The following is a 20,603-nucleotide window of genomic DNA, read 5'->3' as shown; positions in this document are numbered from 1 at the left end:
CCCTTAAGCGAACGCGCCGGCCTTGGCGAGGCCTTCGCTGTGGCTGTAGGCGCCGGGCCGGCGTCGCGTCAGGGCCAGCGCCATGCCCAGCGTCAGGCCCATGGCCAGCATCGAGGAGCCGCCATAGGAGATGAACGGCAAGGTCATGCCCTTGGTCGGGATCAGGTTGAGGTTCACCGCCACATTGATGAAGGCCTGCTGCCCGACCAGCACGAACAGGGCCGCGGCGGCCACTTGCTCGAAGGGATCGGAGAGCTTCATCGCCCGGTAGAGGCCGCGGATCACCACGAAGGCGAAGAGCGCGATCAACAGCAGGGAGAACAGCAGGCCGAACTCCTCGGCGCCCACGGAATAGATGAAATCGGTGTGCAGGTCAGGCACGTGGCGTTTCATGACGCCTTCGCCCGGCCCCCGGCCGAACAGGCCGCCGGCCGCCTGGGCGATGGCCGCGGAATCGACCTGGTGGGTGTCGGCGGTGTCCGGCGAGATGAATTTCTCCACCCGGCTGTGCACGTGCGGCAGCAGGAAATAGGTCGACGACAGGCCGGCGGCGGCCACGCCCCCCAGCAGCATGACCCACGACAGCGGCACGCCGGCCATCCAGAAGGCGGCGCCGAAGGCCACGGTGATCAGCACCGTCTGGCCGACGTCGGGCTGGATCAGCAACAGGCCGATGGACAGGAAGTAGAGCCCGAAGGCGATGGAGACGCCGGGCACGCCGGTCCCCTTCTGCCCCTCGGAGAACATCCACGAGACCAGGATCACCAGCGCCGGCTTCATGAACTCCGAAGGCTGCAGGGAGAAGCCGCCGAACTCCAGCCAGCGGGTCGCGCCCTTGGCGTTGTGGCCCAGGAACGGCAAGGCGATCATGATCGCGATGGCCGCCAGCCAGATGAAGAAGGCCGCGCGGCGGATCCCCTTCACCTCCAGCATCGAGACGCTGATCAGGATGACCACGGCGCCGGCCGCGAAAACGCACTGGCGGACCGCGAAATGGAACGGGTCGCCGACGTTCATGCGGGCCGCCGCGGCTGGACTGGCGGCGAAGGCCAGCACCACGCCGATGGCGATCAGGATGGCGATGACGCCCAGCATCCAGCGATCCACCGTCCACCACCAGACCCCGATCGGCGAGCGGTCGGAGCGCGGGAAGGCGTGGGCCTGGGAGTGGGTCTGAGAGACGGTGCTCAAGCCGCGCCTCTCGCGGTATTCGCGAGCCTTTGCACGGCGGACCTGAACGCCTCGCCGCGTTCCTCGAAATCGGCGAACTGGTCGAAGGAGGCGCAGGCCGGAGACAAGAGCACGATCGCCTCCTGGCCGGTCGCGGCCGCATCGGCATAGGCCTGGTTGACGGCGGCCTCGATGGTGCCGCTGACGACGGCGCCGGCCTTGCCGCGCAGCACCTCGGCGAACACCGGGCCCGCCTCGCCCACCAGATAGGCCTTCTCGATCCGTCCAAAGAGGTCGGAGAGCGAGCCGATGCCGCCGGACTTCGGCTGGCCGCCAGCGATCCAGAACACCTTCGGATAACTGGACAGCGCCTGGCGCGCCGCATCGGCGTTGGTCGCCTTGCTGTCGTTGACGAAGCGCACCTTGCCGAGGTGGCCGACGGTCTCCATCCGGTGCGCCAGGCCCGGGAAGCTCATCAGGTGCTCGGCGGCCTCGGCCGCGGCGATGCCCAGGCCCTTGGCGGCGGCGTAGGCGGCGGCGGCGTTCTGCCAGTTGTGGCGGCCGGGCAGCGAGCGGGCGCGCTTCAGGTCGGCGACCTCGCTCGCCCGTTCGCCGGTGGCGTCATAGAGCAGGCCGTCGAGCGCATAGACGCCGCGGCTCATGGCCTTGGAGGCCGAGATCGGCACGATGGTGCGGCGGTTGGCGGCGGTGATCTCGGTGCAGATCTGCTGGCCCCAGGGATCGTCGACGCCGATCACGGCGGTGTCGCCCTTGCCCTGGTTCATGAGGACGCGGCGCTTGGCGGCGACATAGCCCTCCATGCCGCCGTGCCGCTCGAGGTGGTCCGGCGAGATGTTCAGCAGCACCGAGACGTCGGCGCGCAGGCTCGAGGTCAGGTCCAGCTGATAGGACGACAGTTCGAGCACATAGACCGCGCCGCCGTGCATATCCTCCAGCCCCAGGACGCCGTAGCCGATGTTGCCGCCGATGCGCACGTCGCGGCCGGCTTGCGCGCAGATGTGGCCGATCAGGGCGGTGGTGGTGGACTTGCCGTTGGTCCCGGTGATGGCGACGATCTTCGGACGCTTGTGCTCCGGTGCGGCGTTCACCGTCCGGGCGAAGAGCTCGATGTCGCCGACGATCTCGACGCCGGCCTCACGCGCCTCCACGACGGTCCAGTGCGGCTCCGGATGGGTCAGCGGCACGCCGGGCGAAAGCATGATCGCGGCGAACTTCGACCAGTCGGCGGTGGTCAGGTCGACGACCGGCAGGCCTTCGGCTTCGGCGGCGGCGCGGGCTTCGGGTTTCTCGTCCCACACGGCGACCTCGGCGCCGCCGGCGACCAGCGCGCGTGCGGCAGCGAGGCCCGTACGGGCCAGGCCGAACACGGCGACCGTCCTGCCTTCGAAGCCGCGGACCGGGATCATGGCGTTCGCTTGCCCTCCCCTACCGCAGCTTCAGCGTGGCCAGCCCCAGGAGGGCCAGCATGATCGAGACGATCCAGAAGCGGATCACGACGGTCGATTCCGACCAGCCGAGCTTCTCGAAGTGGTGGTGGATGGGCGCCATCAGGAAGATGCGCCGCCCGGTGCGCTTGAACCAGGCGACCTGGATCACCACCGACAGGGTCTCGGCCACGAACAGACCGCCGACGATGGCCAGCACGATCTCGTGCTTGGTGGCCGCCGCCACCGTGCCGAGCGCGCCGCCCAGGGCGAGCGCGCCGGTGTCGCCCATGAAGATCTTGGCCGGCGGGGCGTTGTACCAGAGGAAGCCCAGGCCGGCGCCGATCATCGCCCCGCAGAACACCGCGACCTCGCCCACGCCTGGGACGAAGTGCAGCTGCAGGTAGTTGGCGAAGACGAAGTTGCCGACCAGGTAGGCGATGAAGCCAAACGCAGCCGCAGCGATCATGACGGGGACCGTTGCGAGGCCATCCAGACCGTCGGTGAAGTTCACCGCGTTGGCCGCGCCCACGATCACGATGGCGGCGAAGATCACATAGACCCAGCCGAGGTTCAGCAGCGCCTCCTTGAACACCGGGAAGGCGAGCGAGGTCGAAAGGTGCGCGCTGCCGGGCTCGGGCGAGGGCGCGCCCCAGTGGATCATCATCCCGACCGCGGCGGCCGCGATCAGCGCCTCCAGCACCAGCCGCAGGCGGCCCGAGACGCCCTCGGTCGATTGCTTGGTGACCTTGGCGTAGTCGTCGAGGAAGCCCAGCACCCCATAGCCGGCGGTGACCAGCAGAACGGCCCAGACATAGACGTTGGTGAGGTCGCTCCACAGCAGGGTGCCGGCGAACAGGCCGGCCAGGATCATCACCCCGCCCATGGTCGGCGTGCCGGCCTTCTCGATGACGTGACGCTCGATGCCCTCGGCGCGGATCGGCTGGCCGCGGCCCTGCTTGGCCTGCATCCAGCGGATGAAGCGCGATCCCATGGCCACCACCACCAGCTGGGCGGTGAACAGGGCCATGCCGGTGCGGAAGGTCTGGTAGCGAAGCAGGCGCAGGGCGGTGGTGTGGCCGTGGGCGGCGAACTGTTCGTACAGCCAGTACAGCATCAGCCGCGCTCCCCGGTTCCGAGCGCGACCAGGGCCTGGGCGATCAGCCCCGCCTTGGATCCGTTCGAACCCTTGACCATCACCAGATCGCCAGGCTCTGCGGCCCGGGCGACCTGCGGCGCGATCTCCGCCGCTGTTTCGGCGTACGCGCCTCGCCGAGTCGACGGAAGGGCGTCGAAGAGGGATTTCATCAGCGGGCCGGCGCAGAAGACCAGGTCGACCTGGGCGGCCTCAAGGGGTTCCGCGAGGGCGGCGTGGAAGCCTGGCCCCTCAGCGCCCAGCTCCAGCATGTCGGTCAGCGCGACGATGCGCCGCCCTGCCGTCATGCGAAGGCCAAGCGTGGCGATGGCCGAGGCCATGGAGATCGGGTTGGCGTTGTAGCTCTCGTCGATGAGGGTGAAGGCGCCGCCCTTCACCGCCACGGTCGTCTCCGCGCCGCGGCCCTCCAGCGGCTCGAAGGAGCCCAGCGCCGCCAGGCTGTCGCCCAGATCGACATCCAGCGCCTCCAGCATCAGCAGGACGGCCATGGAATTCAAGCCCCAGTGCTGGCCGGTCTGCAGGATCGGGAAGTCCAGGCCCTTGCCGTGAAACCGCGCCTGGACGGCGGCATGGTCGCCGCCAGGTCCGTGGGTCGGCTGGAAGTCGATCAGCCGGGCGTCGCAGCCCTCGCCGGTCCCGAAGGTGCGGATCTTGGCGCCGGCCGCCAGGGCCTCGGCCTTGAGCAGTTCGAACCAGCGGTTGTCGGCGTTGAGCACGGCGATGCCGCCAGGCGCCAGGCCCTCGAACACCTCGGCCTTGGCGCGCGCCACCCCGGCCTCACCGTCTGCGAAGTTCTCGGTGTGGACGGGGCCCACGGTCGTCACCACCGCGGCGTGCGGGCGGACCATACGGGTCAGCGGGGAGATCTCCTCGGCGTGGTTCATGCCGATCTCGAACACCGCGCGTTCGGTGTCGCGGGGCATGCGGGCGAGCGTCAGCGGCACGCCGATGTGGTTGTTGTAGCTCTTCACGGAGGAATGCCAGCGCCCGGCGAGCTTCAGGCCGGCGGCGATCGCCTGGGTGACCGAGGTCTTGCCAACCGAGCCGGTCACCGCGCCGCGCCGGGCCTGAGCCGCCCGGTCGCGCGCCGCCGCGCCGAGCTTCTCCAGGGCGGACAGGGTGTCGGGAACCATCACCGCGGAGCCGGCCACGGTGCGCGAGGCCAGCGTGCCCACGACGCCCTTCTCCATGGCCTGCTCGACGAACTCATGGCCGTCGCGCACGCCGCCCAGGGCGACGAACAGGTCGCCGGGCTCGATCGTCCGGGTGTCGATGGAGACGCCGGTCGCGGAAAACGGCTGGCCCGCCAGCTTGCCGCCGGTCGCCGCCGCGATCTCCTCGGACGTCCAGAGCGACTCAGCCATGAACGAGCTCCAGGGCCTGGGCGGTCTCGGCCACGTCGTCGAACGGGTGCACGGTCGCGCCGACGATCTGGCCCTGCTCATGGCCCTTGCCGGCCACCACCAGGATGTCGCCCTCGCCCAGAAGGGCGGCGGCGGCGCGGATCGCCTCGCGGCGGTCGCCGATCTCCTTGAGGCCCTTGGCGCCGGCCAGCACCTCGGCACGGATGGCCGCCGGGTCTTCCGAGCGGGGGTTGTCGTCGGTGACCATGGCGACGTCGGCCAGGCGCCCGGCGATCTCGCCCATGATCGGCCGCTTGCCGCGATCCCGGTCGCCGCCGGCCCCGAACACCACGATCAGCTTGCCCCGCACGTGGGGGCGCAGCGCCTTCAGCACCGTCTCCAGCCCGTCGGGGGTGTGGGCGTAGTCCACATAGGCCTCGCCGCCGCGCGGGCCGGTCCCGACCCGCTGCAGCCGTCCGGCCGCGCCGACCAGCATCTCCAGTCCGGCCAGCGCCTCGTCGACGCTCAGGCCGGCGGCCATGGCGAGCCCCATGGCGACCAGGGCGTTGGAGGCCTGGAAGCCGCCGGCCAGCGGCAGCCGCGCCTCGCAGGCCAGGCCATGCACGTCGAGCTTCAGGCGTTGTCCCTCGGGCAGCAGGGTGCGCTCCAGGAGCCGGATCCCCTGCCCCGCCTCACCGATCGAGACCACGGCCTGGCCAGCGCAGACCGCCGCCGCCGCGAAGGCCGGATAGGCGTCGCTGTCGGCGTTGAGCACCGCGGTTCCGCCGCGCGGCAACAGGGTCTCGAACAGGCGCAGCTTGGCCGCCCGATAGGCCTGCATGGTCCCGTGGTAGTCCAGGTGGTCCTGGGTCAGGTTCAGGAAGCCGGCGGCCTTCAGGCTCACGCCGTCCAGCCGGCGCTGGTCGACGCCGTGCGACGAGGCCTCCATGGCGAAGTGCGTCACGCCCATGCCCGCGACCCGGGCCAGCAGCTCGGCGACGTCGGCCGCGTCCGGCGTGGTCAGGCCGGCGGGCGTCAGCTGGTCGTCGGTCCCGTCGGGCCGCGACACCGTCAGCCCCAGGGTGCCCATGCTCGCCGAGGTGCGGCCGGCGTGGGCGAACATCTGGCGGCAGAAGTTGGCGACCGAGGTCTTGCCGTTGGTGCCGGTGACCGCGATGCAGGTCTGCGGCTGCGCGCCCCAGAAGGCCGCCGCGGCGAGCGCATAGGCGCGGCGCGGGTCGGGCGTGGCGATCAGCGGGACCGCGAGGCCCGCGATGTCCTCGCCGGCGATCACGGCCGCGGCGCCGGCTTCCACGGCCTTGGCGGCGAAGGCGCGGCCATCAACCTGGGTCCCCGGCAGGGCCGCGAACAGGAAGCCCGGCTTCACCTTGCGACTGTCGGCGGTGACGCCGGCGATCTCCGGATCCGGGCTGACGTTGCGGCGGACGACCTGCGAGAGCTTCACCGCTCTTCTCCCGCGTCATCCGGCTTGGCGGGGCCGGGATCGAAGGCCACCAGTTCGGCGCGGCGCTTGACGCCCACGAAGGGCGCGATGCGCTCGATGATCTTGCCGACCGCCGGGGCCGCCACGATGCCGCCGGTCGGATCGGCGCCGGTCTTGTCGGGGTGCGGTTCGTCCAACAGGATCGACACGAGATAGCGCGGCGCGCTGGGCGGACCGTCGGTGGGGAAGGCCGCCACGAAGGACGAAACCTGTCTGGTGTGGCTGTAGCCGCGGATGGCCGGGTCGTACTTGTCGCCCGTGCCGGTCTTGCCGCCCACGTTGAGGCCCACGACATTGGCCGACTTGCCCGAGCCGCCGGTGACGTTGGCGCGCATCAGCTGCAGCACCTCCAGGCTGGTCTTGTCCGAGATGACTCTGGGACCCGCGACCTTGGCTCCCGGTTCCAGCCGATGGATGGTGAGCGGCAGCAGATAGCCGCCGTTGAGCAGGGCGCCGTAGGCCCGGGCCAGCGCCAGCGGGCTGACGTCGATCCCGTGGCCGAACGAGGTCGAGGCGATGGCGTCCTCGTTCCACACCTTGGGGGTCAGCGGCCGCGCGCTCTCCAGCAGCTCGACCTTGGCCGGCCGGGTCAGGCCGAGCGCATCGAAATAGTGTTGCAGCCGCTCCGGCCCGATGGCCACGGCGAGCCGGGCGGTGCCGATGTTCGAGGAGTGCTGGAACACCTCCACCAGGGTCAGCACCTGATGGGTCGCGTGGTAGTCGTGGATGGTCCGGTAGCCGATCTGGAAAGGCGTGCGCGCGTCGAAGGTCGACTGCGGGGTGGCGACGCCGGCGTCCAGGCCGATGGCCATGGTGAAGGCCTTGAACACCGAGCCCATCTCGAAGACCGACGAGGCGGCGCGGTCGAGGCGCGCGTCGGGGCTCGAGTCGCCCGCGCGGTTGGGGTCGTAGGTCGGCCAGCTGGCCATCCCCAGAACCTCGCCGGTGTGGACGTTGGTGACGATGCCCACCGCGCCCCTCGGCTGGAAGGTCGCGGCGGCCTTGCCGAGCTCGTCCTCCAGCGCCGCCTGGACGCGCAGGTCGATGGACAGCGGCATGGCCGCGCCGGTGGTGGCGCCGGTGCGCACGTCCTCGTTGAAGGCGAGCTCCGCGCCGGCCAGGCCCTCGCCGCCGGAATCGGTGAAGCCGATCAGGTGGGCCGCGGTGGTGTTCAGCGGATAGACCCGCTTGGACTCCGGCTCGAAGCTGACGCCCGGCAGACCAAGGTCGTTGATCTTCGCCCGCACGTCCGGGGTCAGGCCGCCGGCCAGGAAGGTCCGGCGGTTGGCGCGCAGGGCGCGCTCCAGGCGCTCTGCGGGGACGCCCGGCAGGGCTGAGCCCAGCGCGCGACGGGTCTCCGAGATGTCCCAGATTTCGCGCGGGTCGACGTAGAGGCCGTAGTGCAGCAGGTCGACGGCCAGCAACTGGCCATTGCGGTCGACGAGATCGGCGCGCGCCGCGCCGGCCACCGCCGCGCCGGCGTCGCCTTTGCCTGCGTCCGAGAACAGGGCCGCCCGCGTCGCCCCGACGCCCAGCGCCACGAAGCCCATGGCGAAGAAGGCCAGCACCACGAAGATGCGGATGCGCGTGTCGTCCTCGGCGCGGCCGGAGGCGCGGGTCCGCTCGAAGGCGTGCTCCAGCCCCCACATGCGCCGCAGCATCCAGCGGTACAGCGATGAGCCGCCGAAGGTCTGCTGGCCGAGACTCATCGCGCGGCCCCCAGGGGGGGTGCGGCGGCGGGCGCGCCCGGCAGCTCGGCCGTGGGGCTCGGCGCGGCCGGGTGGATGGCGATGTCGCCCAGCACGTCCGGGCTCGCCTCGTGCTTGATCGAGACCGGCGCCATGCCGAGATAGGTCTCCGAGAGCTTCTCGATGCGAGCCGGCCGCTCCAGATGGGTCACCTCGGCCTGCAGCAGGCGGATGCGGGCCTTCTCCCCCTCGATCTGGCGCTCGGCCGAGGCGATGTCGGCGCGTTCGCGCCCGGCCACGGTCTTGGCCAGATAGACGCCCAGGATGAGCAGCATCAGCACGCTGAGCGCGACCAGGTCGACCAGCCGAAATCCCCGGACCCTGCGGGCGAGCAGGCTCATGCCGCCCATCCTTCGCGTCTTGCGACGCTTCGCAGGGCAAATCCTCCGAAGCCTTGGCGTAGGAGGATCATGCCGCATCCCTCCAGACGGGCGCGGAGGTCCTCACCGCCGCCCGCAGCTTCGCTGATCGCGCGCGGGGGTTGGCCGCCACCTCCGCCGCCGACGGCGCGTGGGCGCCGTTGAACAGCAGCTGGAAGCTCGGCTCTGCGCCCGCCTGCTTCGGCGGCGCGTGCCGCGACCCGGCCGGCGTCCGCCCCGCCCGCACGGCGAGGAAGGTCTTCACGATTCTGTCTTCCAGCGAGTGGAACGTAACGACGCACAGCCGTCCGTCCGTCTTCAGCGCCCGCTCGGCGGCGAGCAGGCCCGCCTCCAGTTCCGAGAGTTCCTCATTGACCGCGATCCGCAGGCCCTGGAAGGCGCGGGTGGCGGGATGCACCTTGGCCCCGCGGCGACCGCCCAGCGCCTTCTCGATGAATTCGGCCAATTCCAGGGTGCGGCTGAACGGCTGCTCGGCGCGGCGCCTAACGATGGCGCCGGCGATCCGCCGGCTCTGCCGCTCCTCGCCATAGACGAAGAAGATCCGCGCCAGCTCCTTCTGATCGGCCGTGTTGACCAGGTCCGCGGCGGTCTGGCCGGCATCGCCCATGCGCATGTCGAGCGGACCGTCGCGCATGAAGGAGAAGCCGCGTTCCGGCTCGTCGATCTGCATCGACGAGACGCCCAGGTCGAGCGCCACGCCGTCGACGGCGGCCGCGCCGACCACCTCGTCCATCTCGGAGAACCGCGCCGGCTCGAACCGGAAGCGCGCGGGGTCGAGCCCCTCGGAGAAGCGGCGGGCGGTGGGATCGCGGTCGAAGGCGATGACGCTCGCGCCCGCGGCCAGGATGCCGCGACTGTAGCCGCCGGCCCCGAAGGTGCCGTCGACGATGATCTTGGCGGGCGCAGGCTGAAGGGCGTCGAGGACTTCGGAGAGCAGCACGGGGATGTGCGGCGCGCTCGTCGGAACCCTCGTCACGGAGCGCCTCCGCCGAGGCGGGCGAGGCGCTGCTGGGCGCGCAGATTGGCGAGGCCATCGCGGGCGGCTTCGCGCTGGGCGGCGCGGTGCGCCTGGAAAGCTTCCCTGGACCAGATTTGGAAGCGGTCGCCGAGCCCCACGATGGTGACCCAGTCGGAGAGGCCAAACATGTCGCAGAGGGTTTCCGGCAGGGTGATGCGGCCGGCCGTGTCGAACGAGAGCTTGGCCATGCCGCCCAGCACCGAGGTCTCCAGCGCGCTCCTCAGGGGATCGCCGAACTCCAACTCCTCGATGACGCCCAGGTAGCGGTCGAACAGCGGCTTGCCGCCGCCTTCGATGCAATCGGCCTCGATGGAGGGGAAGCAGAACACCCCGTCGAAGGGTCCCGCGGCGAGCGCGCGGAAGTCCTGCGGCACGACAATGCGCCGCTTGGCGTCCAGCTGCTTCTCGAAGGTCGAGAGGAACATCTCGCCCAGCCCCTGACTCCGGCCGGGAGATCCGGCCGCCCCGCTCCTTGCAACCCGGCGGCGCCCCAACGCGGCCGGGTTTGGTTAGCGAATGGTGACTGGGGTATCATGGGATTAACTGGGATACAATGACTCTGAATGACTATTGCGCGTGAAAACAACACTCTGAAGCCAAGTATGGTTAATGCGAATTAGTTATCCACAGAACATACATGGAACTCTGTGGATCGCGCGGTTTCCGATGCGCGTCTGACGGGACGCTTGCGACAAATCACGGATCAAACGAGGCGCGGCAGAGTTCCAACATAAGTCACAAACTTCCCATAGCTTATGACGGCCGATTCCCCCCGAGACCCTCCCATGACCCTCTCCATCGAGCTGCGCGGCCTACGTGATGGGCTGGCGGCCTATCAGCGGCCGAGCCACGGGCGCAGCGTGTTGGAGATCGTCATCACCGCCCTGCCGCTTTTCGCCCTGTGGATCGGGGCCCTGTGGATGGTGCGCGAGGGCTGGTGGTGGGGCGTGGCCCTGACCCTGCCGGCCGCCGCCTTCCTGGTGCGGCTGTTCATGATCCAGCACGACTGCGGACACGCCTCCTTTTTCCGCTCGCCGACCGCCAACGCCTGGACCGGCCGGTTGATCGGGGTCCTCACCATGACGCCCTATGGGTACTGGCGGCGCACGCACGCGATCCACCACGCCACGTCCGGGAACCTCGACCGCCGCGAACTCGGCGCCGTCGAGACCTTGACCGTCGAAGAGTACCGCGCGAAGGGCCGGCTGGGCCGGCTCGGCTACCGGCTCTATCGCCATCCGCTGATCATGTTCGGCATCGGCCCGGGCTATATGTTCGTGCTGCAGCATCGCCTGCCCATCGGCCTGATGAAGGAGGCGCCGGCCTGGCGCAGCGTGATGGCCAACTCGCTGGGCCTGGCGCTGATCATCCTACCGCAGCTCCTGCTGGGCGGGGTCAAGGGCGTGCTCCTGGTGCACCTGCCGATCGTGCTCGCCGCCGCCTCGATCGGGGTCTGGCTGTTCTACATCCAACATCAGTTCGAAGGCGCCTACTGGGCCCGCAACGGAACCTGGAAGCCGCAGGAAGCCGCGCTTCTGGGCTCCTCGCACCTCGACCTGCCGCCGGTGCTGCGCTGGTTCACCGCCAACATCGGCGTCCACCACGTGCACCATGTGGGCAGCAAGATCCCCTTCTACCGCCTGCCGCAGGTGCTGAAGGAGCATCCGGAGCTGAGGGCGATGAGCCGGGTGACGCTGTGGGAGGCCTTCAAGGCCATCCGCCTGTCCCTCTGGGATGAGGCCGCCGGCCGGCTGGTGTCGTTCCGCGAGGAGCGGCTCTCCCGCGCCATGGCGACCGCGGCCTGAGCGGCGGCGCCCGCGCCTCGCCAGCCGGCCTCAGCAGTGCTCTAAGGGACGCGGCTTCCGAGAGGTCCGCCGCATGAAGCTCGCCCTGTTCGCCGCCGCCGTCACGCTCTGCGCCGGCGCGGCCTGCGCCCAGCCCGCCGATCCGCTGCACGAGGCCGCCTTTCAGCCCCGGGCCGGCCTCGATCTCGCGCTCGCGCGCTCCGAGCCCGCACGCCCGGCCGGCGTCGCCAAGACCTCCATCGACCATCGCTTCGATCGCAAGAACCTGGACGGCTCGGTGGGCTTCCTCTGCGGCCTGCAACCCAAGTCGATCACCGAGGGGGCCGCGGCGGCCTACGGCGTCGACCCGAACGGCCGCTTCGTGGGCCTCAAGCTGCACATGACGTTGCGCTAGACCGGGCGGGCCGTTGATGCGCCCATGCCGGGCGGGGCGCCGATCGCACCAGGATCTCGAGGGGACCGACCATGAAATCCACATCGCCGCAGGGCGCCTTTTGGGTCGGCCTCGCCGTGGCCGCCGGCCTGTCCGGCGCCGCCTGGTCTCAGCAGCCCAAGCCGGCCATCCCACAGTTCCCCCCGGGACCCGACTTCCCGGGCGTCGCCGGATCGGCGGCGGAGAACGCCCGCATCACCGCGCTCTGCGGCCGCAACCGCAACGCCAATGACGGCTATTCCCCGACGCCGGCCTTCCCCGGCCAGACCCGGGCTCCGATCCTGAGGGGAACGCAAGGCTACGCGGTGCAGTCGGTCGCCAGGATCGACCGGCCGTTCGGCGCGGACTTCCTGCCCGACGGCAAGATGCTCATCAGCTTCCGCAACGGCGGCATGCGCACGGTTTCGCGCGAGGGCGTGGTGTCCGACCTGCTGGCGAACGTGCCCGAGATGGTCCAGCCGCGGCTGGGGTCCGGCATGTACGACGTGCTGGTCGACCGCGACTTCGCGCGCAACCGGACGATCTATTTCACCTACCACACCCGCTTCGCCGCCGACGCCAAGGCCATGGGCCGGATCGCCAGCGCCCGGCTCTCGACGGACGAGAAGTCCCTGGAGAACGTCAAGGTGCTGCGCGAGGGCGCGGACATCCAGCCCCGGCGCATCGTGCAGGCGCGCGACGGGACCCTGCTGATCATGTCGGCGGGCGACCTGGCCGACGTCGGCCCCGATCCGCAGACGCTGAGCACCCAGGCCGGCAAGGTGCTGCGCATCAACGCCGACGGCTCGATCCCGAAGGACAACCCGTACGTTGGCGACGCCCAGGCCAATCCCGCGGTCTGGGCCCTCGGCTTCCGCGACATCCACGCCGCCCTGATCAACCCGGCCACGGGCGAACTTTGGGCCGCCGAGAACCGGCCGATGGGCGGCGATGTGCTGAACGTGATCCGCCGCGGCAAGAACTACGGCATGTCGGTGGTGGGCTACGGCCGCCAGAACTCCGGCGCCCTGATCAATGGCGGCAAGACCGCCCAGGCCGGCATCGAGCAGCCGCTCTACTGGTGGACCCCGTCCATCGCCCCCTCGGGGATCATGGCCTACACCGGCCAGGCCTTCCCCGCCTGGCGCGGCAATCTCTTCATCGGCGCCATGTCGGGCCAGCAGCTCGTCCGGCTGCAGATGAAGGGCGAGCGGGTGGTCGGCGAAGAGAAGCTGCTGATGGACCGCTGCCAGCGCATCAAGCTCGTCAAGCAGGGTCCCGATGGGGACATCTATGTCCTCACCGACGAGATGGCGCCCAACCCCAACGAGATCCTGCGCCTGGTCCCGGCCAAGGGCGTGCCAGCGCCGCGGCAGCCGGCGGTGAAGCCCTAGGACGGACGCCGCCGAACGGCGAAGAGGAAACGGACCAGACGGCCTGTAAGCCGGGTTCTGTGCCGCCGGCTTTGACACCGACGCGGCGATCATTCCTCTGGACCGGCCCTCGCGGACCGGTTCTCGCGACCTACCCGGGTCCCTGGGCCGGCGACAGCCCTGCCTCCATCACTGGAGACGCGGAACCCCTATTCGGTCTTGCTCCTGGCGGGGCTTGCCATGCCGTCCCTGTCACCAGGCACGCGGTGGGCTCTTACCCCACCCTTTCACCCTTACCCTCCGAAGCCTTGCGGCGAAGGAGGGCGGTTTGCTTTCTGTGGCGCTATCCCTGGGGTCACCCCCGGCGGGCGTTACCCGCCGCCATGTCGTCGTGGAGCCCGGACTTTCCTCGAGCTTGCGCCCGCGATCGCCCGGCCGTCTGGTCCGAGCCTAGGGTGGCGCCTTGGGCCCGGCGGATCAACTCCGCCGGGCCGCCAGCATATGCGGTCTAGCCCGGGATACGGCGGGCGACCTGGTTTTCCTGCCGGTTCAGCCGATGCTGCTGAGCCCGGGTGATATAGCCGCCGTTGCGGCGCGCCATGCGATGGTCGCGCGCGGCGATGCGCCGGTCGGCGACCAGCAGGCGGTGGGCCTTGGCCGGCGAGATGCGGCCGGTGCGCTCTTCGTGGCGGATCACGGCGCGCTGGTGGGCGGTGCGGTCGAGCACCTGCTCCTGGCGCGGATGGCCGGGCTGCAGGGGTTGGGCCGAGGCGGCCGAGACCGTCGCGCCGAAAGCCAGCGCTCCGAAGGCGGCCGCAAGGGCGGTGCGCTTGAGGTTCATGGGTCTTGCTCCAATCGATCCGCTTGCGCCGCGAGGGGGAGATCGCGACCAAGCCCGTGGAGCATCGCGCCCGCCGCCTGAACCCGTTCTGAGGCGGCCGGATCGGTCGCGGTTCAGGAACGCGGCCGGATTGCGGCGGCCATCCGCCGGGCGATCGGGTGGTCCCCGAGCGCCGCGGCCACCCCGGCCTGATCGGCGGCGGACTTGTTCTGCGAGAGCTTGGTGGTTCCTTCCAGCCGCTCGACGGTCAGGCGGCCGCCGACGATCGCCCGCGTCATGGTCTCGAAGCGGTCGGGGCTCATCTTGTGGCGCGTCCACGCAGGCTTGGGCGCCAGGCGCGCCTCCTCCTGGGCCGCCAGCTCGTCGAGCAGGGCCACCAGCCCTTCGTCGTCGAGCACCGCGACCGGCCCCTCGGCCTCCACGGTGATGTAGTTCCAGGACGGAACCTGGTCGTCACCCTCATACCAGTCGGGGCTGACATAGGCCTCTGCCGCCAGGCTCACCATCACGGCGCGGAAGCCGCCCGCGAGGAATCCGCTCAGGGCGTTGCTGCGCGACAGGTGGAAGTCGAGCGCCAGCCCGCTCGGAAGCCGCCGAACGACCACCGGGGCGTGGGCGATCAGCAGCCGGTCCTGCGGCGCGGCGACCAGGGTCACGAACGGATGGGCGGCCAGCTCGGCCAGCAGGCGCGCCTCGTCGGCCTCGTGGAAGTGTCCGGCGGGATGCATCAGCCGATCAGCCGCAACAGGGCGATCAGCCGGGCGCGGGTCTCGCCGTCGGCGACCCCGTCGACCTTGTCCTGCCGCCAATGCCGCTGGAAGGCGCGTACCACGGCGGCGGTGTGCGCATCGAACCTGCCGGTCGGCGCGCTGTCGTAGCCCAGCCGGGTGAACCCCGCCTGCAGGGCGAAGACCGCGGTGCTGTCCTCACCCTCGGCGAGCGGCGCGCCGGGCGCGGCGGCGGCCTCGACCCACAGGCCGTGACCGGCCTGCGCCAGATGCTTCCAGGGGAAGAATTCGCCCGGATCCTCCTTGCGCTCGGGCGCCACGTCGGAGTGGCCGACGATGTCGACGTCCTCGATGGTCCAGCGGCTGCGGATGTCGCCCACCAGGGCGGTCACGGCGGCGATCTGCGCGTCGGGGAAGGGCCGATAGCCGAACTCGTGGCCGGGATTGACGATCTCCACGCCGATCGAGGCCGAGTTGATATCGGTCTCGCCGCGCCAGGAGGACTTGCCCGCATGCCAGGCCCGCCGCTCCTCGGGCACCAGCCGGAACACCCGCCCGTCTTCCTCGACCATGTAGTGGGCCGAGACCGCCGCCGCGGGATCGCGCAGTCGCGCCAGCGCCGCCTCGCCGCCCTGCATGCCGGTGTAGTGCAGCACCAGCATATGCGGCGGCCCTTTGGGGCGCGGCCCGAAGTTGGGCGACGGGGCGTCGATGAACTCCATGACGCTGAGCTTTACTGGGCCCGATTGCGGATGGCGAGCAGCAGCGGCGCCACCTGGTTGCGTCGCAGCGCGATGATCAGGACGCCGGCCAGCGCCACGGTGGTCCCGATCGCCATGCGCGGCCCGAACGGATCGTGCAGCAGGGCCACGCCCATGCCGATGGTGGCCAGCGGCGTCATCAGGGTCAGCGGCGAGATCAGGTTCGCCTCGTAGCGTTGGATCAGGAAATAGTAGGCCGTGTGCGCGCCCACCGAGACGACCAGGCCGGAATAGAGCGCCGCGGCCAGGAACGGCCAGCCGGCCCTCATGCCGGCCTGCACCTGGCCGGGTTCGAGCAGGGCCGACAGCGCCGCCAGCGGCACGAAGGAGGCCAGACCCACCCAGGCCTGGAATTGCAGCGGCTTCACGCCCTCCATCTGCTTCATCATCACCGCGCCCAGCGAGCCGGTGAAGGCCGAGCCGACGACGAACAGCAGGCCGGTCGAAATGGTGAGGCCTCGGGGGTTCCAGATCACCAGCAGCGCGCCGCCCAGCGTGAGCGCGATGCCCAGCGCGCGGCGCCAGCGGACCCGTTCGCCCAGCATCAGCACGGAGAGCAGGGTGGTGATCGGCACGCCCAGCTGGCCGACCACGGCGGCGGCCGACGGCGTCGACGTTTTCAGGCCGATGAACAGCAGGGCGAAGTTGCCGCCGCCCATCAGCAGGGCCACCGCGATCAGCCGCCAGCGCGGCCGCGGCGCCGGAAACAGCCACGGGAAGGTGGCCAGCGCCACCACCGCGAACCGCACGGCCGCATAGAACAGCGGCGGCGAGGCGAGCTCGCTCACCGCAAATTTCGAGACGATGTTGTTCGACGCCCAGACCAGGCAGACCAGCACAAGCAGCCCGAAATCGCGTAACGCCATGGGCCTCAGCTCGCCTCCCGCGCCCGACCGAGCCAGGCGAGGATTTCCGGATTCAGCTCGCGCGGATAGGTGTGGCTGAGGTCGTCGAGCTCGCGATAGGTGACCGCGGCTCCGGCCGCCGCCAGCGCATCGCGCGCCTCGCGGGCCATCGCCACCGGGAACATCCAGTCGAGCGCCCCGTGAGCGATGTGGATGGGCAGGCCCCGGAGCCGATCGCCATCGGCCATGGCGGCCAGCATCGGGTGGAAGGCCGCCGAGACGGGCGCCAGGTGGGTGAAGGGCGAGCCGGGTTCCAAGCCGCTCACATAGGCGAACGTGCCGCCGTCGCTCATGCCGGTGAGCAGGATACGCGCCGGATCGATCCGCCAGCGGGCGCGCGCGGCCTCGACAATGCGGGCAAGGTTCGGCGTGTCGGGATCGGGGCCCGTGAGCGCCCAGGTGTCGCCGATCGCCGTCGGCGCGGCGAGGATGACGCCATGGCTGCGGGCGTCGCGAAGCCAGGTCCAGAGGAAGGATCGGCCGCTGCCCGCCCCGCCGTGCAGGGCGACCACCAGCGGCCAGTCGCGGTCATCGGCGTAGTCCTCGGGCGCGTAGAGCGAGACCCCGCCGCGCGCGCCGGGCTCCTGACCCAGATGCATGACGCCGGTATCGTCCCGCACCGGGGCCTGCGCCAGGCGCTCCACGAGGTCGGCGTGGCCGCGCACGGCCGGGTCCAGGAAGAAGCGGCTGATCGGCGCCAGACCGGCGGCCAGCGGATAGAGCGCCTCCTGCGCCCGGGGAAGGCCGCGCATCGCGCGGTACACTTGGCCCATGTCGCCCCCATCGTCGCGGGCGTCACGTAGCGCCTCGAAGGCTGCGACGGCGTGGTCGGCGGCCGTGTCCAGGGCCCGGCGCACCTCGGCGAGCTCGGCCGGCCAGTCCGACAGTCCGGCGCGCGCCGCCCGCAGCGGCGCATCGGGCTCGCCCACCGCGCTCAGCAGGACGTCCAGATCCGGTGGATGCAGGTGGCGGGCGATGAAGCCGAGGGCTTCCAGCGCGCCCAGCAAGGGTGGGAGCAGCCGGCCGAGGTCGAGGGCTTGCCGGTCTTCCAAGCCTCGCGCCTTAGGCCGCCTGCCCGAAGCTCAGGAACTCATAGCGGGCGAGGTGGTGGTCGATGCCGCCGAAGGCGCTCTCGATCAGGGTGGCGCGCTTGAAATAGTGGCCGATGGCCATCTCCTCGGTCATGCCCATGCCGCCGTGCAGCTGGATGGCGTTCTGGCCGACGAACTTGCAGGCCTTGCCGATTTGCACCTTGGCGGCCGCCACGGCCTTGGCCCGCTCGGCGTCCTCGGCGAGCTTGATGGTCGCCATGTAGGTCATGGAGATCGACTGTTCGAGCTGGATGAACATGTCGACCATCCGGTGCTGCAGCACCTGGAACGATGAGATCGGCGCGCCGAACTGCTTGCGCTGGCGGGTGTATTCCAGCGTGCCTTCGTGCAGCTTGCGCAGCACGCCGCAGGCCTCGGCGCAGGTGGCGGCGATCGCCTCCTCCACCACCTTCTCGACCAGCGGCAGGCCATGGTCCTGCGGGCCGATCAGCGCCTCGGCGCCGACCTTGACGTTCTCCAGCGTCACCTCCGACGCGCGATTGCCGTCGACGGTCGGATAGTCGCGCGTGGTGACGCCCTTGGCCGACTTCTCCACGATGAAGGCCGAGACGCCCTGCCCGTCGCGCTCGCCGCCGCCGGTGCGGGCGGTGACGATCAGGTGGGTGGCGAAGGGTGCGCCCACCACCACCGCCTTGTGGCCGTTCAGGACGTAGCCGCCGCCGTCCTTCTTGGCGGTGGTCTTCAGGTCGGCCAGGTTGTAGCGGCCCTGCGGCTCGGCGTAGGCGAAGGCGAAGATGGCCTCGCCGGAGATGATCTTGCCGATCAGGTCGGCGGCCTGCGGATGACCCGAGTGCTTCAGGAAGCCGCCGCCGATCACCACCGTGCCGAGGTAGGGCTCCACCACCAGGGCTTTACCGAACTCCTCCATGACGACCATGTTCTCGACCGGGCCGCCGCCCAGCCCGCCCAACTCCTCGGAGAACGGCGCGCCGAGGATGCCGAGCTCCTCGGCGAAGGCCTTCCAGACGGCCGGACTCCAGCCCGGCTCCTTGGTCACGACCGCGCGGCGATGGTCGAAGCTGTAATTGTCTGAGAGGTAGCTCGCGACCGTGTCGCGCAGCATCGACTGTTCGTCGGTGAAGCTGAAGTCCATCGCGGGTCCTTAAGGGCCGGACTATTCCGACGTGGTGAAGGTCAGGCGGTACGGCGTGGCGGCGTGGCCCTGCTCGTCCTTGAATTTCTGATAGCGGTCGGTGTTGAGCCAGATCACATAGGTCGTATGGGCCTCGAGCTTGACCGCCAGGCTGAAGCTCTTGCCATCGTCAGACTGCACGGGCCCGCCGTCCACCGCCGGGAAGGCCCGCTCGCCGCCCGTGGCGAACGACCAGCTATTGGGCATCATCGGGCGGTCGTAGGTGACCTGGATCTGGCCGATCCCCGCCGGCACCACCGAGTCCGGCGGCGGGAAGGTGCTCACCACACGCGGCGCGTCCTGCGCGGCCGCGGCGCCGGCGAGGCCGAGCGCGGCGGCGAACGTCAGGGCCCCCAGCCGCCTCAAAGGCCCAGCACCATCTTGGCGATGATGTTGCGCTGGATCTCGTTGGAGCCGCCGTAGATCGAGGTCTTGCGGCCGTTGAAGTATTCCCCCGCCAGGCCGCGCGCGTCGTCCGGGCCGATGCCGGCGTTGCCGCCGATGTCGCGCAGGAAGGGCGCGCCGTAGTGGCCCACGGCCTCCAGGGCCAGCTCCTGGATCCGCTGCTGGATCTCGGTGCCCTTGATCTTCAGGATCGAGCTTTCCGGGCCCGGCCCCTTGCCGCTGCTTTCGCCGGCGAGCGTGCGCAGTTCGGTGAACTCCAGCGCCGTCAGGTCGATCTCCAGCTCGGCGACTTTGCGGCGGAAGAAGGCGTCGCCGATCAGGGCGCCGCCGGCGTCCGAGCGCTCGGTGCCGGCGATCTCGCGCAGCTTTTCGAGGTTGCGCTTGGAGCGCGCGACGCCGGCGATGCCGGAGCGCTCGTGCGCCAGCAGCGCCTTGGCGCAGGTCCAGCCCTGGTTCTCGTGGAAGATGCGGTTCTCGACCGGGACCTTCACATTGTCGAGGAAGACATCGTTGACCTCGTGGCCGCCTTCCAGGGTGATGATCGGCCGGACGGTGACGCCTGGGCTCTTCATGTCGATCAACAGGAAGGAGATGCCGGCCTGCGGTTTGGCGTTCTGGTCGGTGCGAACCAGGAAGAAGCCCCAGTCGGCGTACTGGCCCAGCGTCGTCCACGTCTTCTGGCCGTTGACGATGTAGTATTCGCGGCCGTCGTCGGCGGTGATCCGCTCGGCCTTGGTCTTCAGCGACGCCAGGTCGGACCCGGCGCCGGGTTCGGAGTAGCCCTGGCACCACCAGACCTCGCCGTTGTAGATGCCCGGCAGGAACTGTTTCTTCTGTTCCTCGGTCCCGAAGGTGTAGATCACCGGCGCCAGCATCGCGACGCCGAACGGCAGGACCGGCAGGGCGTCGGCGCGGGCCAGTTCCTCGGACCAGATGTACTTCTGGGTGGGCGTCCAGCCCGTGCCGCCGAACTCCGTGGGCCACGACGGCGCGACCCAGCCCTTCTTCGCCAGCACCTTGTGCCACGACAGGTACTCGTCCTTGGTCAGCGGCCGGCCTTCGTCCTGGGCCTTGCGCAGATCGGCGGGATAGTTCCCGGCGATGAAGGCCCGGACCTCGTCGCGGAAAGCGTTTTCTTCAGCCGAGAAGTCGAGGTTCATGGCCGGCTCCTGAGGCGGTCGTTCTGCGCCGTGTCGACGAGGCCGCGACCTTACGCGCAGGGCTTGGCCATTGAAAGATGACGATGACGTCAACGTCATCGACGGCGGCGGGTCAGCGCGAGCCGCGGGGTCGGAAGACGATCGGGATTTCGACCTGGGAGCCCTCGACGGAATCGCCGTTGGCGGTGAGCGGGCTCATGCGGAA

20 protein-coding genes and 1 other RNA gene are annotated in these 20,603 nt (G+C 70.2%); 3 read left to right on the top strand and 18 right to left on the bottom strand.

Features of this window, described 5'->3' with window-relative positions; genetic code table 11:
- Positions 1-3 precede the first annotated feature (3 nt).
- The 9 genes from ftsW to VGT80_RS15690 form a co-directional block, all read right to left on the bottom strand.
- Complete coding sequence (gene ftsW / locus VGT80_RS15730; protein WP_327457440.1) at positions 4-1,191, bottom strand: putative lipid II flippase FtsW; 1,188 nt, start codon at positions 1,189-1,191, stop codon at positions 4-6.
- Entirely contained in the window at positions 1,188-2,597 is a 1,410-nt protein-coding gene (murD, locus tag VGT80_RS15725; protein WP_327457438.1) for a UDP-N-acetylmuramoyl-L-alanine--D-glutamate ligase, read from the bottom strand. The genes ftsW and murD overlap by 4 nt, the downstream gene beginning before the upstream one ends.
- 19 nt (positions 2,598-2,616) lie before the next feature.
- Positions 2,617-3,732 (bottom strand): phospho-N-acetylmuramoyl-pentapeptide-transferase, encoded by a 1,116-nt coding sequence (gene mraY, locus VGT80_RS15720; protein ID WP_327457436.1) that lies wholly within the window; start codon positions 3,730-3,732, stop codon positions 2,617-2,619.
- Positions 3,732-5,135 (bottom strand): UDP-N-acetylmuramoyl-tripeptide--D-alanyl-D-alanine ligase, encoded by a 1,404-nt coding sequence (locus VGT80_RS15715; RefSeq protein ID WP_327457434.1) that lies wholly within the window; start codon positions 5,133-5,135, stop codon positions 3,732-3,734. Before VGT80_RS15715 ends, mraY begins: the two co-directional genes overlap by 1 nt.
- Positions 5,128-6,579, bottom strand: coding sequence for a UDP-N-acetylmuramoyl-L-alanyl-D-glutamate--2,6-diaminopimelate ligase (locus tag VGT80_RS15710; protein ID WP_327457432.1), 1,452 nt, complete (start codon positions 6,577-6,579; stop codon positions 5,128-5,130). The genes VGT80_RS15715 and VGT80_RS15710 overlap by 8 nt, the downstream gene beginning before the upstream one ends.
- Positions 6,576-8,327 carry a penicillin-binding protein 2 gene (locus VGT80_RS15705; protein WP_327457430.1) on the bottom strand — a complete coding sequence of 584 codons (1,752 nt, stop codon included), beginning with the start codon at positions 8,325-8,327 and terminating at the stop codon, positions 6,576-6,578. Before VGT80_RS15705 ends, VGT80_RS15710 begins: the two co-directional genes overlap by 4 nt.
- A complete protein-coding gene (ftsL, locus tag VGT80_RS15700; protein WP_327457428.1) occupies positions 8,324-8,707 on the bottom strand; it encodes a cell division protein FtsL in 384 nt (127 codons plus the stop codon). Before ftsL ends, VGT80_RS15705 begins: the two co-directional genes overlap by 4 nt.
- 67 nt (positions 8,708-8,774) lie before the next feature.
- Complete coding sequence (gene rsmH / locus VGT80_RS15695) at positions 8,775-9,722, bottom strand: 16S rRNA (cytosine(1402)-N(4))-methyltransferase RsmH (protein ID WP_327457426.1); 948 nt, start codon at positions 9,720-9,722, stop codon at positions 8,775-8,777.
- The gene (locus VGT80_RS15690) at positions 9,719-10,189 is read right to left on the bottom strand and encodes a division/cell wall cluster transcriptional repressor MraZ (RefSeq protein WP_327457424.1); all 471 of its coding nucleotides are present in this window, start codon (positions 10,187-10,189) and stop codon (positions 9,719-9,721) included. The genes rsmH and VGT80_RS15690 overlap by 4 nt, the downstream gene beginning before the upstream one ends.
- A 360-nt stretch (positions 10,190-10,549) precedes the next feature.
- On the opposite strand from VGT80_RS15690, the gene VGT80_RS15685 reads away from it, so the two are divergent.
- The 3 genes from VGT80_RS15685 to VGT80_RS15675 all read left to right on the top strand — a co-directional run bounded on the left by VGT80_RS15685 (position 10,550) and on the right by VGT80_RS15675 (position 13,375).
- Positions 10,550-11,569: a fatty acid desaturase gene (locus VGT80_RS15685; protein WP_327457422.1), complete on the top strand. Its 1,020-nt coding sequence runs from the start codon at positions 10,550-10,552 to the stop codon at positions 11,567-11,569.
- A gap of 73 nt (positions 11,570-11,642) precedes the next feature.
- Positions 11,643-11,963, top strand: coding sequence for a hypothetical protein (locus VGT80_RS15680; RefSeq protein ID WP_327457420.1), 321 nt, complete (start codon positions 11,643-11,645; stop codon positions 11,961-11,963).
- 71 nt (positions 11,964-12,034) lie between these two features.
- The gene (locus tag VGT80_RS15675) at positions 12,035-13,375 is read left to right on the top strand and encodes a PQQ-dependent sugar dehydrogenase (protein ID WP_327457418.1); all 1,341 of its coding nucleotides are present in this window, start codon (positions 12,035-12,037) and stop codon (positions 13,373-13,375) included.
- A gap of 30 nt (positions 13,376-13,405) precedes the next feature.
- On the opposite strand, the gene rnpB is transcribed toward VGT80_RS15675, so the two are convergent.
- The 9 genes from rnpB to VGT80_RS15630 all read right to left on the bottom strand — a co-directional run bounded on the left by rnpB (position 13,406) and on the right by VGT80_RS15630 (position 20,398).
- Positions 13,406-13,797, bottom strand: an RNA gene (gene rnpB, locus VGT80_RS15670) — RNase P RNA component class A.
- 65 nt (positions 13,798-13,862) lie between these two features.
- Positions 13,863-14,195 (bottom strand): hypothetical protein, encoded by a 333-nt coding sequence (locus VGT80_RS15665; protein ID WP_327457416.1) that lies wholly within the window; start codon positions 14,193-14,195, stop codon positions 13,863-13,865.
- 113 nt (positions 14,196-14,308) lie between these two features.
- The gene (locus VGT80_RS15660) at positions 14,309-14,923 is read right to left on the bottom strand and encodes an FMN-binding negative transcriptional regulator (protein ID WP_327457414.1); all 615 of its coding nucleotides are present in this window, start codon (positions 14,921-14,923) and stop codon (positions 14,309-14,311) included.
- Positions 14,923-15,645: an N-acetylmuramoyl-L-alanine amidase gene (locus VGT80_RS15655; protein ID WP_327457412.1), complete on the bottom strand. Its 723-nt coding sequence runs from the start codon at positions 15,643-15,645 to the stop codon at positions 14,923-14,925. The genes VGT80_RS15660 and VGT80_RS15655 overlap by 1 nt, the downstream gene beginning before the upstream one ends.
- 11 nt (positions 15,646-15,656) lie before the next feature.
- Positions 15,657-16,550 (bottom strand): DMT family transporter, encoded by an 894-nt coding sequence (locus tag VGT80_RS15650; RefSeq protein WP_327457410.1) that lies wholly within the window; start codon positions 16,548-16,550, stop codon positions 15,657-15,659.
- A 5-nt stretch (positions 16,551-16,555) separates the two neighbouring features.
- Entirely contained in the window at positions 16,556-17,641 is a 1,086-nt protein-coding gene (locus VGT80_RS15645) for a hypothetical protein (protein ID WP_327457408.1), read from the bottom strand.
- A gap of 10 nt (positions 17,642-17,651) precedes the next feature.
- The gene (locus VGT80_RS15640) at positions 17,652-18,794 is read right to left on the bottom strand and encodes an acyl-CoA dehydrogenase family protein (protein ID WP_327457406.1); all 1,143 of its coding nucleotides are present in this window, start codon (positions 18,792-18,794) and stop codon (positions 17,652-17,654) included.
- Positions 18,795-18,815: 21 nt separating this feature from the next.
- Complete coding sequence (locus VGT80_RS15635; RefSeq protein ID WP_327457404.1) at positions 18,816-19,199, bottom strand: Ig-like domain-containing protein; 384 nt, start codon at positions 19,197-19,199, stop codon at positions 18,816-18,818.
- Positions 19,196-20,398 carry an acyl-CoA dehydrogenase family protein gene (locus VGT80_RS15630; protein WP_327457402.1) on the bottom strand — a complete coding sequence of 401 codons (1,203 nt, stop codon included), beginning with the start codon at positions 20,396-20,398 and terminating at the stop codon, positions 19,196-19,198. Before VGT80_RS15630 ends, VGT80_RS15635 begins: the two co-directional genes overlap by 4 nt.
- Positions 20,399-20,603: the final 205 nt, after the last annotated feature.

The sequence above is a fragment of the Phenylobacterium sp. genome (genome assembly GCF_035944335.1).
Classification (GTDB): Bacteria; Pseudomonadota; Alphaproteobacteria; order Caulobacterales; family Caulobacteraceae; genus Phenylobacterium.
This window is presented reverse-complemented; position numbering and strand designations above follow the sequence as displayed.